This window comes from Sphingopyxis sp. CR5, assembly GCF_059693785.1.
The window spans coordinates 220454-234271 of sequence record NZ_JCATIE010000005.1; the positions used below are offsets into that span (position 1 = coordinate 220454).

12 protein-coding genes are annotated in these 13818 nt (G+C 63.5%); 7 read left to right on the plus strand and 5 right to left on the minus strand.

Features of this window, described 5'->3' with window-relative positions; all coding sequences use genetic code 11:
• The first annotated feature begins 9 nt into the window (after positions 1–9).
• Complete coding sequence (locus AC58D2_RS09765; RefSeq protein WP_497389747.1) at positions 10–1185, plus strand: mandelate racemase/muconate lactonizing enzyme family protein; 1176 nt, start codon at positions 10–12, stop codon at positions 1183–1185.
• Positions 1186–1365: 180 nt separating this feature from the next.
• Here AC58D2_RS09765 and AC58D2_RS09770 read toward each other — a convergent pair whose 3' ends face one another.
• The gene (locus AC58D2_RS09770; protein WP_497389749.1) at positions 1366–4191 is read right to left on the minus strand and encodes a hypothetical protein; all 2826 of its coding nucleotides are present in this window, start codon (positions 4189–4191) and stop codon (positions 1366–1368) included.
• Between the two features lie 19 nt (positions 4192–4210).
• Complete coding sequence (locus AC58D2_RS09775) at positions 4211–6916, minus strand: TonB-dependent receptor (RefSeq protein ID WP_497389751.1); 2706 nt, start codon at positions 6914–6916, stop codon at positions 4211–4213.
• A 145-nt stretch (positions 6917–7061) separates the two neighbouring features.
• Between AC58D2_RS09775 and AC58D2_RS09780 the strand changes: the two genes are divergently transcribed.
• The 3 genes from AC58D2_RS09780 to AC58D2_RS09790 are packed head-to-tail and all read left to right on the plus strand — an operon-like array spanning position 7062 to position 8771.
• A complete protein-coding gene (locus AC58D2_RS09780; RefSeq protein WP_497389753.1) occupies positions 7062–7808 on the plus strand; it encodes a sialate O-acetylesterase family protein in 747 nt (248 codons plus the stop codon).
• On the plus strand, positions 7805–8539 hold the full coding sequence (locus AC58D2_RS09785; protein ID WP_497389755.1) for a sialate O-acetylesterase: 735 nt from the start codon (positions 7805–7807) through the stop codon (positions 8537–8539). The genes AC58D2_RS09780 and AC58D2_RS09785 overlap by 4 nt, the downstream gene beginning before the upstream one ends.
• Positions 8540–8543: 4 nt before the next feature.
• Positions 8544–8771: a fumarylacetoacetate hydrolase family protein gene (locus AC58D2_RS09790; protein WP_497389757.1), complete on the plus strand. Its 228-nt coding sequence runs from the start codon at positions 8544–8546 to the stop codon at positions 8769–8771.
• Between the two features lie 121 nt (positions 8772–8892).
• Here the strand turns inward: AC58D2_RS09790 and AC58D2_RS09795 are convergent, their stop codons facing one another.
• The 3 genes from AC58D2_RS09795 to AC58D2_RS09805 all read right to left on the minus strand — a co-directional run bounded on the left by AC58D2_RS09795 (position 8893) and on the right by AC58D2_RS09805 (position 11989).
• Positions 8893–9366, minus strand: a complete 474-nt coding sequence (locus AC58D2_RS09795; protein ID WP_497389759.1) for a MarR family winged helix-turn-helix transcriptional regulator — start codon at positions 9364–9366, stop codon at positions 8893–8895.
• 53 nt (positions 9367–9419) lie between these two features.
• Positions 9420–10538 (minus strand): serine hydrolase domain-containing protein, encoded by a 1119-nt coding sequence (locus tag AC58D2_RS09800; RefSeq protein WP_497389761.1) that lies wholly within the window; start codon positions 10536–10538, stop codon positions 9420–9422.
• 542 nt (positions 10539–11080) lie between these two features.
• Positions 11081–11989, minus strand: coding sequence for a LysR family transcriptional regulator (locus AC58D2_RS09805; protein ID WP_497389763.1), 909 nt, complete (start codon positions 11987–11989; stop codon positions 11081–11083).
• A 227-nt stretch (positions 11990–12216) separates the two neighbouring features.
• Here AC58D2_RS09805 and AC58D2_RS09810 point away from each other — a divergent pair, with 227 nt between their 5' ends.
• From AC58D2_RS09810 to AC58D2_RS09820, 3 genes are read left to right on the plus strand one after another with little or no spacing between them, the layout of a single operon-like run.
• The gene (locus tag AC58D2_RS09810; protein WP_497389765.1) at positions 12217–12627 is read left to right on the plus strand and encodes a (R)-mandelonitrile lyase; all 411 of its coding nucleotides are present in this window, start codon (positions 12217–12219) and stop codon (positions 12625–12627) included.
• A gap of 4 nt (positions 12628–12631) precedes the next feature.
• On the plus strand, positions 12632–12865 hold the full coding sequence (locus AC58D2_RS09815; protein WP_497389767.1) for a tautomerase family protein: 234 nt from the start codon (positions 12632–12634) through the stop codon (positions 12863–12865).
• Positions 12866–12915: 50 nt separating this feature from the next.
• Positions 12916–13788, plus strand: a complete 873-nt coding sequence (locus tag AC58D2_RS09820) for an aldo/keto reductase (RefSeq protein ID WP_497389769.1) — start codon at positions 12916–12918, stop codon at positions 13786–13788.
• Positions 13789–13818 lie beyond the last annotated feature (30 nt).

Sequence of the window (13818 nt, forward strand, 5' to 3'; positions counted from 1 at the left end):
CCGTTCGCCATGCTCGACCCCATCGACCATATCGAGACCTTCGTCGTCACGATCCCGCGCGATACCCCCTATCTCGGGCCGCTGCGCGCCGGCGAGGCGGTGAACGAACGCGGCTATCTGGTCCGCACGTCGAACCGTACCATCTATCCGACCCAGGACCGTTCGGTGCTCGTCAAGGTGACGACAAGGGGCGGCGCGGTCGGATGGGGCGAAACCTATGGCCTTACCGCCCCGCGGGTGATCGGTGAACTGATCGAGGACCTGGTCCTGCCGCTCGTTCGCGGCCGCGACCCGTTCGATGTGTCGGCGATCTGGCACGATCTCTATGACCTGCTGCGGGTGCGCGGCTACACCGGCGGCTTCTGGCTCGATGCGCTCGCCGCTCTCGACATCGCGCTGTGGGACATATGCGGCAAGCTTGCCGACGTGCCGGTGCGCAAGTTGCTCGGCGGCGAGCGCCGTGCGTCGATTCCCGCCTATGTTTCCGGCCTGCCGCGCGCGTCGCTCGAGGAGCGGGTGGACCTCGCCGCCGACTTCGTTGCGAAGGGCTATGACGCGATCAAATTCGCCGCCGCCGTCGATCCCGACGGCATCGAGGCAGAACTCGCCGCCTTGCGCACCGCGCTTGGTCCCAGGATCAAGCTGATGATCGACTTCCACTGGATGTTCGGTCGCGGCGAAGCCGCGGCGCTGATCCGCCGGCTTGAACCCTATGGGCTCTATTTCGCCGAAGCGCCGGTGAAGCCCGAGGATGTCGAGGGGCTTGCGCATGTGGCGCGCATGACATCCATCCCGGTCGCGGCGGGCGAGGAATGGCGCAGCGTCCATGACGCGCTACCACGCCTCGCGGTCGGGGCGCTTTCGATCGTGCAGCCCGAAATGGGCCATACGGGGATCACGCAGTTCATGCGGATCTCCCGGCTCGCGGCTGCGCATCATGTCGTTACCATCCCGCATGCAACGATCGGCGTCGGCATCTTCCAGGCTGCGAGCCTTCAAGCATCGGCGGCGGTCGACGAGTTGCCGATGCACGAATATCAGCACTCGATCCTCGATCGGAACGCGGCGTTGCTCGATGGCGAGCTGACGTGCGAGGCGGGCGTCTACAAGCTGCCGTCCGGCCCGGGCCTTGGCGTTGCGCCCGGCGCGGCGCTGTGGGCGCATGCGGAAAAGATACAAGGATAAAGGTCGGAGCAAACCGGGCCCTTCAGCGGAAGGTCGCGGTCCAATGCGACCTTTATCAGGAACCGCGAGCGACGGGAGCAATCCACGGTGGCTTTGATCGCATGCGATTGCTTCCCACGGCTTCGCCGGGGTTAGAACGCGAAACAAAGTCGTCCCGCTTCGAGGCCGGGAATCCCCGCCCTATTTCCCGAGGACGGTCTCCGCGCTGCGCGCGCTGCCGCCGCCGACCTTGTCCACCGACAGGCTGAACGCGAAATCCTCGCCCGTCTTTCTCGGCACGCTGAACTCGAACGGAAAGGCGTCGTCGGTCAGCGTCTGCCAGCCCTTCGCGGAACGATAGCGCAGCCGGGCGCGGACGACCTTGCTGTCGTCGTCGCGCAGATAGACATAGGCCCGGCGTCCGAAGTGGCCGAAATCCAGCAGATAGGCGCGGGTATCGCCCACGGTGAGCGCCGCTTGGTCGTTCGGCACCGGCACCGCTTGGCGTTCGAGATCGGCGCGGTGGATCTGCGGGCGGGCGCGCAGACCGTCGATCCGCAGTGCCACCTGTCCGCGCGCGGGAACCTCGACCGCAAAGTCATCGCCATCGGCCCGTGCCACGCCGCCTGGCGACAGGCGCGCGACCGTAGCTGCACCGACACGCTGCGCCAGCTCGGGCGCGATGGTGAAGCGGCTCGTGATCGCCGTGTCGGACTGGTTGGCGAGCGCCACGTAAAGCGTGTCGCCGCGATAGCCCGCGATATAGTTGAGCTCGGGGTCGTAGCCGGTGAGCAGTCCCTTCGGCATCCACAGATTGACGCCTTCGTCGCCATAGAAATGCCCCGGCGCATAGCCATAGAAACCGTTCTGCAGATAGGCATAGGCCTCGATGAACTGGCTCGGGAAATCGATCGCTCCGTCCGACCGTCCGCGTGCGTCGCTCACCAGATAGTCGAGCAGCATCGTCGCCATCGGCCAGATATGATTATAGTGAAAGCTGTTCACGCTCAGCGCTTCATGCTCGTGCAGCGGATAGTCGGCGCCTTCGTAGATCGTCGTGCGCGCAGTATTGATGTGATAGCCCGGAAAATTGCGATACCGCCCGATCACCGCCGAGCGCGCGACGTCGTGCAGGAACGCGTCGTTCGCGTCCTCGGCAATACGCAGCAGCCACGGCGCGTAATTCGCCATGAAGATCGCCCGGTGGCCGGTGCTGGTTCCCGAACTTTCGGGGGTCAGTCCCATTTCCGACAGGCGCCACGCCGGGACGTCCTGCTGCGGCGCCGACATCGGCTTGTGGCCTTTCGACGCCAGATACCAGTATACCGGCGCCTTGCCGCCCGGATTGACGGTGATGTCGGCGTCGGGAACCGCGGGCGCCATCCAGGTGAACATAGTGTAGCGCCGCGCGCCCAGCTGCGCCGCATCGAGGAAACGCCGCTGGCCGCTTGCGCGGTAGAGCCGGTAGAGGTCGACGAAGTCCGGCACGAAAGCGGGCCAGAAGAAGAAGGCGGCATGCTCGAACGTCTGCTGCGGCGTGTCGACACGCACCGCGAGATAGCGGTCGGCGCCCTCGATCGCGGTCGCCAGCATCGCGCGGTCGCCCGTCGCTTCGAACAGCGACAGCGCATTCTGCCATGTGCGGCCATTTTCGGCGACGTCGAGATTGCGCGTGCGCGACCCCGCATATTCGCGCCTTGCAAGGTCGAGGAGTGCCGGATTGCGCCGGCCCAGCACCGCATAAAGCGTCGCAAGCTCGGAAATCGGGGCGGTCGGCCCCAGCAGCGCGCGCGAGGGGTTCTGGATCTTCTGCTCGGGGTCGAGGCTGAAGAGGAATTTTTCCCGCGACAGCATATATTCGACATAGGGGATTACGCGGCTCTCGAACATCGCGGGACGGTCGGTGACGAGCGCCAGTTCGAACGGATTGAGGCTGCTGACATTCTTCACCGCGCCGGGAACGTCGGTCGAATAGGACGAGCCCTTGAGGTCGGCGATCCAGCGGGCGTAAGCCGACATCGAATAATCGACGATGCGGTCGAAGGTCGCATTGAGCGATCCGACGGCATTGTGGCGGAAATCGCCGAAGCCATAGACACCGCGCGCCAGCCGCTCATAGAGCCGCGTCAGATCCTTCGCCGGTTCGCGGACCAGATAGGTACGAAAACCTGTCGATGCACCGACCTCCAGTTTCGAACCTGCACCGCCGATCACCGGCGCGAAGATCATCGGGCTCGCCCGGCCGGCCCGATCGCGCACCGCGACGCCGAAGCGGCTGTTTTCGGCAAGCGGCAGCGGTTGAAATGGAAATTCGCCCGGATGGGCGATCGCGGCAAAGGCGGTATCGCCCTCGCGTACCATCGCTGTCGGCAGCGTCGCGCGATAGGCGAGCGTCAGATAGGGACGGTCGGGGAGCCTCTTCTCCTGCCAGATCAGCGGCTGCCAGATTTCGGACGCCTCGCCCGCCGCAACGTGCGGTGCGCCGGTGTAGCCGACCGAGAAATAGCCCGCCTGCTTCGCTTCAAGGTGCCAGCGCAGCAGCGGATAGGGCTTGGCGGCGAGCTCGACTTCGGCGGTCAGCGTGAAGCGCGGGTCGGCGGGGTAGGTTGCGATCAGCCGGTCGCCTTCCCGCCGCACGCGCGCGGGTTTCATCGCGACAGGTTCGCCGGCATTGAAATAATCGGCGGCGCGGCTTTCGGCGCTCGCGTCGAGAATGCGGTCGTCGAAGCCGTCGCCCTGCGTCGCGGCATCACGCTGGGTCGCGGCGAGATCGGCGCGTGCCGGATCGAACGCACGCCAGGTCGCGACATTATAGGCGACGTCCTTTATGCCCGCCGGGCGCAGCGCCATCTTCGGATCGTCGGGGCGATAGAGAACCGTGAAGTCGAGATCGAAGCCCGCGATACGCTGAGCGAGCGCGTCGGTGGCGGGCGCGGCGGCACCTTGCGGCGCCGGGCTTCCCATCTGCGCTGCGCAGGCGGAAAGCGCGGTTCCCGCAGCCAGCACCAGAGCCACCGAATATCGCATTCCTGTCGTCTCCGTCGCGTCAGAAGCGGAAGTTGAGCGTTGCCGTCAGATTGCGGCCGTTTTCGAGATAGCTCGCGATCGCTTCGGGGTAATTGGCATATTTGCGCGTCGGCGTGTTGGTCAGGTTCGACCCCGAAATGCTCAGCTTGACTTGTTTGGTGATGTCGTAGCTGATCCCGGCCGACAGATAGCCCGCGGCGCGATAATAGATCCCGTTGCCCTCGAGTCCGATGCGGTTGAGATAGCCGCTGCGATAGGAATAGCCGACGCGCAGGCCGAGCGGCCCGTCTTCGTAAAAGAGCAGCGCGGTGCCGCTGTGCTTCGACAGCGACTGGAGCGGCAGCTCATTCTGGGTGCGGCCGTCGATGATGCCGGAGTTGCTCTTGATATAGGTGTAGGTGCCCTTGACCCCGAGATGCGACAGCGGCCCGGGCAGGAAGTCGAGATTCTGGCGAAGCTGGACTTCGAACCCCTTGATCGTTGCGCCTTCGCCGTTGAAGGTGCGGCCGATGCGATAGGGGGTTTCGGGATTGTCGTCGTCGGGATCGGCGTCGAGGCCCGGTATCACTTCTTCGACCGTTTGCGAATAGATGAAGCTTTCGACGTCCTTGTAGAAGAGCGCGAGCGAGATCAGCGATCCGCGCTGCGGATACCATTCGAGCGACGCGTCGACCTGGTTGACCCGGAACGGTTGGAGCGCAGGATTGCCGCCCGCGCCGGTACCCGCCGAGGTAATCGAGAAGGAGGGCGACAGGTCGCGCGTGTCGGGGCGGGCCATCACGCGCGCCGCGCCGAGCCGCAGCAAGAGGTTTTCGCTGAGTTCGAAGCGCGTCGCGAGGCTCGGCAGCCAGTCGTCATATTTGACGACCTGGTGGACCGGTTCGAACGCACCGTCTTCGGTGCTGCCGCGAATGCCGTAGGATCCGTCAGCGATCAGGCGGGTATTGACGTAGCGGACGCCGAAATTGCCGGTGACGGGCAGGCCGAAGAGCGAGGTATCGAAATCGGCTTGCACATAGGCCGAATGCACCGGCTCGCTCAGGCGAAAGCTCGACGTCGGATCATAGAGATTGGGGGTGCAGGTCGGCGAAAAGACCTGGCAGATGCCTTCATTGCCCTGCTTGTCGGTGATTGGGACGAGGTAGGACGTCGGAAAGTCGCCGTTCGCGCCGGTCAGGAAATCGTCGAACTCGACGATCTCGAAATTGTCCGGAAAATCGGTCACCGGGATGCGTGAGGTGGCCGATGTCGGATACACCGTCTGGTTGCGATAGGTCTCGCGGTTGAGATCGATCTGCGCGAAACGATAACCGACCGCCAGCGAGGTGAGGAAAGGGCCGTCGATTTCATAGGTCGCGTCGAGCCGGCCCGTTATCTCCTCCGCCTCATAGACATATTCGTTATCGAAACTGGTCCTATAAATGTAAAGATCGGGGTCGGTGATATCGACGTCGGCGGGCAGGCCAACGGCGGGCACGTCGGTGTCTCGAAAGTCGAACGACACCGCCTGCTTGGCGATGGTGTCGGCGCGCAGATAAGTCTGGCCATAATCCTGCGTCGCGCGCGTGAACGAGACGTCCGCGCCGAGCTTGAGGCGGTCGCTCGCCTGCCAGCTCGTCCCGAACTGGCCGCTGAAGATGTCGGTCGGCAGGGTCAGCCGCTCGCTGTTGCCCTGGATTACCGCGTCGACGGTGCCGGCGACGATATTCTCTTTGTCCGATACGACGAGGTCGTCATAGTCCGATGACTTGCGGCTCAGCGGGATCGAGACCCAGTTGCGTTTCCGGTCGGTATTGGCATGCGCGTAGAGGAAGTCGGCGGTGAATTCGAGCGTATCGGTCGGCTCATAGTAGATGTTCGCGGTGACGCCCAATTTGGTCCGCTTTTCCTGCAGGCGCTGGTAGCGGATATCGTTGAAATAATAGATGTTGTTCCCGTCGCCATTCGGATCGACCACCGCCGGATCGCTGTCGAAATTGTCGGGCTCCTCGCGCCACGACGAATAGCTGTCGAACGAATCCTGCCCGATGTTCAGTCGCTGGTAGTTGGCGCCGATCGCGATGCCGAGCTTGCCGTCGAGCATCGATGCCGCGACGAGCCCTGTGAGGCGATAGGACGGATCGTCCGCCTTTTGCTTGTCGACGACCTGCGCCGAGCCGCCGACGAAGAATTTGCGGTTGGCGGCCGCACGGCGGGTCAGGATGTTGACGGTGCCGCCCAGCGAGCCTTCGATCATCGAGGGCGAGGGCAATTTGGTGACGTCGAGCCGCGCGACGAGTTCCGAAGGGATCAGCGTCAGCACATTATAGGCGCCGTCGTCGGGGCCATCGGCGCCGCGGCCATAGGGGCTGATCAGCGTATGGCCGTTGAACTCGAGGCGGTTCTGGCTGAGACCGCGAATCGCGATGTCGGCGGCCTCGTCGATTTCGCGGCGAACTTGCACCCCGGCGACACGCTCGAGCGATTCGGCGACATTTTGGTCGGGCAGCTTGCCGATATCTTCGGCGACGATCGAATCGACGATCTGGGTCGAATTGCGCTTGATGTCGATCGACTCGGCTTCGGCAGCACGGATACCGGTGACGATGATCGCGGTATTCGGACCCTTGTCGGCCTGTTCCTGGCTCGATGGCGGTGTTTCGTTCTCCTGAGCGAAACAGTTCGGCGCCGCTGCCAGCGTGGCTGCGACCAGCGCGATCCGCGATATTTTGGCGATTCCCTTCACGATATCCTCCATCCCCTCGGCTGACCGCTTCCCATGGCCAGCTCGATCTGGTGCATCTAATGTTGCTATTTTAGATATAAGTCAACCGCAAGATCGGCTAGGGCTTCACAATATGCATGATGCGGGAAAGGATCGGAGAGCGACGATGCCGCGAAAGCGCAACAAATTCTGCCTGATGGTGGCAATGCTGCCGTGCTCGGCTCTTCCGGCCGCCGCGCAAACGCGCGATGCCGGCCCGCCGCCCGCCGACGAGAGCCTTGGCCTCGACTCGCTTTTCGGATCGGGCATGGTGCTGCAACGTGATCGCCCGATACGCCTCTGGGGTCGCGCAAAGCCGGGGGAGCGGGTGACGGTTTCGCTCCGCCGGTCGAACGTGACAGTCGTCGCCAATAAGAGTGGCCGATGGCGCGCGACGCTCGCTGCGCAGCCCGCGGGCGGTCCCTATGCGCTGACGGCATCGGCGGCATCGTTCCGGGATCGCTATGCCGACGTGATGGTCGGCGACGTCTGGCTATGTGCCGGGCAGTCGAACATGGAGTTCCGCCGATCGAAGGCGATCGACCTTGCGGGCGGCTTCGCGCCCGATCCGGGGCTGCGCATGCTCGACGTGGCGCGGCGGCAGGATGTGACGCCCTCGCCGCATCTCGTGACGCTCGGCGGCTGGAAACGCTCTTCGTCGCAGTCAGCGGCGAACTTTTCCGCGGTTTGCCACCATTTCGGCGAAAGCTTGCGGGCAAGGCTCGGCGTGCCTGTCGGACTGGTCGCGGCGGCGTGGGGCGGCACGCGCATTTCGGCTTTCGTCGATGCGCAAACTATGCCGACCATCATCTTGCGAACCCCGAAGCCGATCCCGCTTCGCGCCAGAACCCGGGCCGTGTCTTCAATGCGATGATCGCCCCGATCGCGCCGTTCGCGCTGCGCGGGGTGCTCTGGTATCAAGGCGAGAGCGATACCCACCGTCCTGCCCAATATGGCGAAAAGCTTCGAGCGCTCGCGGCCAGTTGGCGGAAAGCCTTTTCGCAGCCGTTGCCGTTCGTAGTGATCCAGCTTCCCGCTTTCGATCCCACGCCCGCCGATCCGGCCGGCAATTGGGTCCGAGTGCGTGAAGAGCAGCGGCGCTTCGTCGCAGGCGATCGCGGATCTGGGCTCGTTGTGCAAAGCGATCAGGGCGTCGCCGACGAACTTCATCCGCCCGAAAAGGCCGTGATTGCCGAGCGGGCGGCTCGGACCGCGATGGCGGTTGCAGGGCTGGCAAAATATCCGGATGCCGGACGCCTGCGTCCTCTAGTCAGCCGATCGGGCCCGACACTTTCGATCACCTATGCCTTCGGCACGGCGCTGACGTCGCGCGGGCGCGGCATGGTCCGCGGGTTCGAACTTTGCGGCGAGGTCTGCGTCTCGGTCCCTGCCACGATCGGCGCGCCGAATAGGATAGACTTGGCGATTCCGCATGGGCTCAAGCCTCGCTGCGTGCGATACGATTGGCGGGACGTCCCGCACGCAGCGCTGTTTACATCGACCGGCTGGCCACTCGGGCCGTTCGCCTTTGCCGTCCCTCGCAATGAACGGGCGGGGGCCATGACATGGCTTTCCGACTGCGCCGGATTGCCGGACACCGAATAGGCAAATGGAGGCCATGCCGGCGGACGCGCATACCGGGCTGACCGAGGACCAGATCGCGTCGCCGTCGCGCGCCGGGACGCTCTACCCGGGCAAGATTATCGGGTCTGGGACCGTGGGCGGCGGGTGCGCCTTCGAAACCGGCCAGGTTCTTGCCTCGGGCGACGTGATCGAGTTGGAAGTGGAAGGCGTCGGTGTTCTGCGCAACCGCGTGATCGCCCAGCATATCATGTAGCGTCAATGCGGGTTTCGGTTTGGCCCAGGATGCCAGTGCCGCGAATTTTGGTCGGCGGAATCGTGACATAATCCTCGGTACCACTCCCGCTGGCATTGGAGCCGAGCTGCCTTGTGCATTGCTATCCGATCTTTGATTGCTCAGTTCGGTCGGAGGAATTGGGTAGGGCCGCGAGACGATCCTGGGTTCGATCGAAAAGCGAGCGCGCCTCGAGCGCGTCGTCGAGCCGGTCGAGCAGCGGGACAAGGTTTCCCGCCTCGGCATTCAACGCCCGCGCGCATTCATCCAGCGCTTGCCACACCGGCGCTAGCTTCGCGACCAGGCTTCGGCCGCGCGAGGTGAGTGCGATCGGACGCCGCCGCGCATCCTGTGCATCGCTGAGACTCTCCACCAGAGCTTCGGCTTCGAGCGAGCGGCGCGCCTGACTGACCGACACGTGCGTCACCCGGAGCGTCGCTGCGATCTCGCCGACCGTCATGGGGCCGTTCAGCGCGATCTGGTTCAAGATGCCCAACCAACGCTGTTCGAATTTGACGCCGCAGACCGCGTAGACGCGGGCGCTGTCGCGATCGAGGCGTTCGGACAGGCGGCGCAAGCGCGCGCCGAGTGCGGCGGCGCCGGCAAGACGGCTGAAGTCGGGGCGCGCCGTCATCCCGGCGAGGCGTCCCGGTCGAGGAGCCGGCGAGCGATTGCCTTGATCGCGCCCTTGCTGGCCGCGGTGGCCGAGCTATTGGTGAAAATGGCGACCCCGGTTTTCGAAGCCGGGTCGAGATAGGCGGCCGTGAACACGCCCGGATCGCCGCCCCAATGGTTGATGCGCCGTGCTCCACCCTCGGCGGATGCCATCCAGCCAAGGCCTTGTCCCGAGAGCCAGGCGGGAAGCCCCGGCGGCGTCTGCATCGCGAGCATCTCGGCCATGGAACTCGCGTCCAGCATCCTCGCGGGTCCCACGGCACCGCCATTGGCGGTGGCGGCGACGAATGGCATGAATCCGGCGATCGATCCACGGAGCATCCCCGCCGGCCAGTCGGGGAAGCCCATCGGTGCCGTCGGCCGGGCTCCGCCATCGCCCGGCTCATAGGGGATGACCCGGCGTGCGAGGGGCACGTCGCCGAGGCGCCACGCCAGCCCCGTCATCCGTAGTCGCTCGAAGAGCCGCTCCTGCAAATATACGCGGAAATCCGTGCCGGCCGCACGGCCGCCGAGATAGCCGAGCAGCGCATAGCCGACGTTGGAATAGTCATAGCTGCTCCCGGGAACGTGAGCTGAAAAACTGCCCTCCGCGCCATAGTGCGCCCCGCCCGGAACGAGATAGTCCCGCAGAAAATCCCCAAGCGCAAGTGGCGAGTCGCGTCCCGGCGTCCGAAAATCGACCTCATAATAGGTGGCATCGGAGATGCTCGAGATATGCATCAACAGCTGCCGCACGGTGATCGGCACATCGGGCGCGAAGGGGTTCGCCACCGCAAAGTCGAGATAGCGGTTCACCGGCTCGTCGAGCGCGAGGCGGCCGTCCTCGACCAGCATCATGATGCCCGTCGCGGTCACGGTCTTGGTCACCGACGCGAGATGAAATATCGAATCGATGGTGACGCGCGTCCGCCGGGCTACGTCGGCCAGTCCATAGCCTCTTGCTAAACAGACGTGCCCGTTCCGTGCCAAGCCGACGGCAAGGCCCGGGATGGCAGCGGCTCGTATCTGCTCTTCTATAAAGCGATCAAGCCATGCGAAATTCATTGTGCGCGCGCTCGCGCGCTCCGGAAGCATAAGGCCCGCTGCGGAAACACCGCCGATGAACGATCTGCGGCTCAGTCGCCGGGAAGGGGTTAGTGGCGCTCGGGGCGAGGTATCGACATATCATTATTATGTAGGTGCCTACATATAATGGCAAGAGAGGTTTGCAGACGCCAGCCGTAATTCATTCATCGCAAGGGGAGCATGTACCAGCGAATTATGGCATCGAAGCCCCGAAATCGCACAGATCGGCGGTAAAAAATTGCAATCGAAAAGATCAATTTGTTTTTCAGAATCTTGTGCCTCAATGATATCCCGCCCCCGGCACCATTGGCCTTTGCTGCATTCCGCGGAAGCTGACCCAAATTCCGACAAGGCGCTTCGTTCTCGCATTGCTCCCGCCGCTGCAACTAATCCCAGCAGAACGGATTCAAGTCCGAAGTGTCCGCGGGGATAGCAAAAAGGGCCGTTGGGGTCCGGCGGCACGTGGGTAACGGGGCCGACCTTAGCTGCTGTTCGATAATGAGCCGATAGGGCAGCGGGCGATCCGGGGCGTTTCGAACAAGACATTGCGGTCACAAGCCAAGCGGGCGCATTTCACGGATCAGGTCGATCAACAGGCGGAGCGCGGTCGGTACCTGGCGCCTGCTGGTATAATAGACATGGAACCCCTCGCCCGGAGAGGCCCACTCCTTCAAAATCAAGCGTAGCCTGCCATCGCCGAGATAGGGGCGAAGGACGGGCTCGGCGCCGTACAGGATGCCGACCCCTGCCAGTGCGAACTGGACCGTGGCGTGGCTCTCATCGAGCGTGACCGGTCCGGGCGTCGCAATACTAATCTCTTCGTCGCCCCGTTCGAACTCCCAGCGATACATCTGGTCGTTCCCAAGCCGGATCCCGATGCAGCGATGTTGCTCAAGATCGTTCGGATGCGAAGGCTCGCCATAGCGATCGAGATAGGCCGGCGACGCCGCTGCGATCCACTCGATCTCCGGCGACAGGCGCTGCGCGACCATGTCTTCGGGAACCGTGCCGCCATAACGTATGCCCGCATCGAAGCCCTCCGCGATGACATCGACCAACCGGTTTGTGACACTGACGTCGATCTGCACGTCGGGATAGCGATCGACAAAGACGGGCATGACCGGGCCCAGCAAAAGCGTCGCAGCATCTTCGAGTATGTTGATGCGCACGCGGCCAGCCGGCTGGTCACGGAAGCGGTTGAGGCTTTCCGAGGCCTCGGCGATCTTCTCGAGCGGATCGCCCACCATCGTGAACAGGTCTTCGCCGGCAGCCGTCAAGGTGACGCTACGCGTGGTCCTGTTCAACAATCGAACTCCGCGTCGTTCCTCCAAGGCGGTCATCGCGTGACTGAGCGCGGAGGGCGTCACCCCCAGTTCGGTAGCGGCTTTTCGAAAGCTGCGATGGCGGGCAATCGCCATGAAATAGGCAAAATCGGCAAGGTCGCTTCGGCTTATCTGCATGATGTCCAATCTAACCCATTGTTGAGCGCTATTCACCATCTCATTGCCTGGGAGCGATCTTATGGTTGCAGCACCGCGAGATTATCTTGCTTGGGCAAGGACGAGATGGACTCGCCCCGAAATCCGCAGGAGCCGCCACGATGACGAACGCATTGACCCCCGCAGTAATTGCCGGCGCGGCAATGCTATCGATTGGCGATGCTCCCGCCCAGCAAGGAGCCGAAACCATGGATATCGCCCGCAAGGAGGAAATGCAGACCGTCGAAGGTCCGGAGGAATATTTCACGGGGAAGGCGACGATCACCGGGATGTTCCAGCGCGAGCAGCCCTCGCGCCTGACCGGTGCGATCGTCCATTTCGAACCGGGCGCGCGCACCGCGTGGCACTCGCACCCGCTCGGCCAGACGCTGATCGTGACCGAAGGCATTGGCTGGACGCAGGCCGAAGGCGGCGAGAAGCTCGAATTCCACGCCGGCGACATCCTCTGGTGCCCCGCCGACAAGAAGCATTGGCACGGCGCGACCCCGCATGAGGGGATGACCCACATCGCCCTTCAGGAAGCGCTCGACGGCAAGAATGTTACCTGGATGGAAAAGGTCACGGACGAAGACTATCTCGCCGGATCGGGCAAGGATTGATCCTGTGCCGCATGTCACCGTCAGCTTGTGGCCGGGCAAATCCTCCGCGCAGAAAGAGCGTCTGAGCCAGGCGATCGTCGATAGCGTCACCGAGATTCTCGACTACGGCGAGGAATCGGTGTCGGTGGCGATTGCCGAGATTTCTCCCGCCGACTGGTTGGCGAAAGTCTATGCCCCCGAAATTGCCGGGCGATGGGACATGCTGACCAAGAAGCCCGGCTACGGCCCCGGCGCCTGAGCCGCGAACAGTCCAAATTCAAACCACCCAATATTCAAAGGACAGCTCCCATGATCCTGCAAGAAACCTATACGCTCAACAACGGCATCGAAATTCCCAGGATCGGCTTCGGCACCTGGATGATCGAGGATGGCAACGCGGCTGAAGCCGTGCGCGAGGCGCTGGCGGCTGGCTATCGCCATATCGACACCGCGCAGGCCTATGCCAATGAGCGCGGCGTCGGCGAAGGTGTGCGCTTGAGCGGCATTGCCCGCGACGAGATTTTCGTCACAACCAAGCTCGCTGCCGAGATCAAGTCGCTGGACGAAGCGCGCGACGCGATCGACGGATCGCTGAAAGCACTTGGCCTCGATACGATCGACATGATGATCATTCACAGCCCCCAGCCCTGGGCTGAATTTCGTGCGGGCGGCCATTTCTTCGAAGGCAATCTCGAAGCCTGGCGCGCGCTCGAGGAGGCGCTTGCAGCCGGCAAACTGCGCGGGATCGGCGTGTCCAACTTCGAGGAAGTCGATCTCGACAATATTCTGGACAATGCGAGCGTTCCGCCAGCGGTGAACCAGATCCTCGCACACATCAGCAACACGCCGTTCGACCTCATCGAATATTGCAAGAGCAAGGATATTCTCGTCGAGGCCTATTCACCCTTCGGCCACGGCGAGATTTTGCAGAACCCGAAGGTCGCCGAAATCGCCGCGCGCTATGGCGTCGGCGTACCGCAGCTGGCCGTCCGCTATCTGCTGCAACTTGGATTGCTCCCGCTTCCCAAGACGGCCACCCCGGCGCACATGCGAAGCAACGCCGACGTCGATTTCGCTATCAGCGATGCTGACATGGCAGCTCTTGCAACGATCGATCCGATCGCAGGCTATGGCGAGGCAGATCATTTCCCGGTCTATGCCAAAACCGACGGCCGGGCTTGAATATGGTCCAGCAACCGGCCGTCTGCGGCA

Coding starts and splice junctions, on each gene's coding strand:
- AC58D2_RS09765 (WP_497389747.1), top strand. CDS start 10: ATGCTCGACCCCATCGACCATATCGAGACCTTCGTCGTCACGATCCCG.
- AC58D2_RS09770 (WP_497389749.1), bottom strand. CDS start 4,191: ATGCGATATTCGGTGGCTCTGGTGCTGGCTGCGGGAACCGCGCTTTCC.
- AC58D2_RS09780 (WP_497389753.1), top strand. CDS start 7,062: ATGCCGCGAAAGCGCAACAAATTCTGCCTGATGGTGGCAATGCTGCCG.
- AC58D2_RS09785 (WP_497389755.1), top strand. CDS start 7,805: ATGATCGCCCCGATCGCGCCGTTCGCGCTGCGCGGGGTGCTCTGGTAT.
- AC58D2_RS09790 (WP_497389757.1), top strand. CDS start 8,544: ATGGAGGCCATGCCGGCGGACGCGCATACCGGGCTGACCGAGGACCAG.
- AC58D2_RS09800 (WP_497389761.1), bottom strand. CDS start 10,538: ATGCTTCCGGAGCGCGCGAGCGCGCGCACAATGAATTTCGCATGGCTT.
- AC58D2_RS09805 (WP_497389763.1), bottom strand. CDS start 11,989: ATGCAGATAAGCCGAAGCGACCTTGCCGATTTTGCCTATTTCATGGCG.
- AC58D2_RS09810 (WP_497389765.1), top strand. CDS start 12,217: ATGGATATCGCCCGCAAGGAGGAAATGCAGACCGTCGAAGGTCCGGAG.
- AC58D2_RS09820 (WP_497389769.1), top strand. CDS start 12,916: ATGATCCTGCAAGAAACCTATACGCTCAACAACGGCATCGAAATTCCC.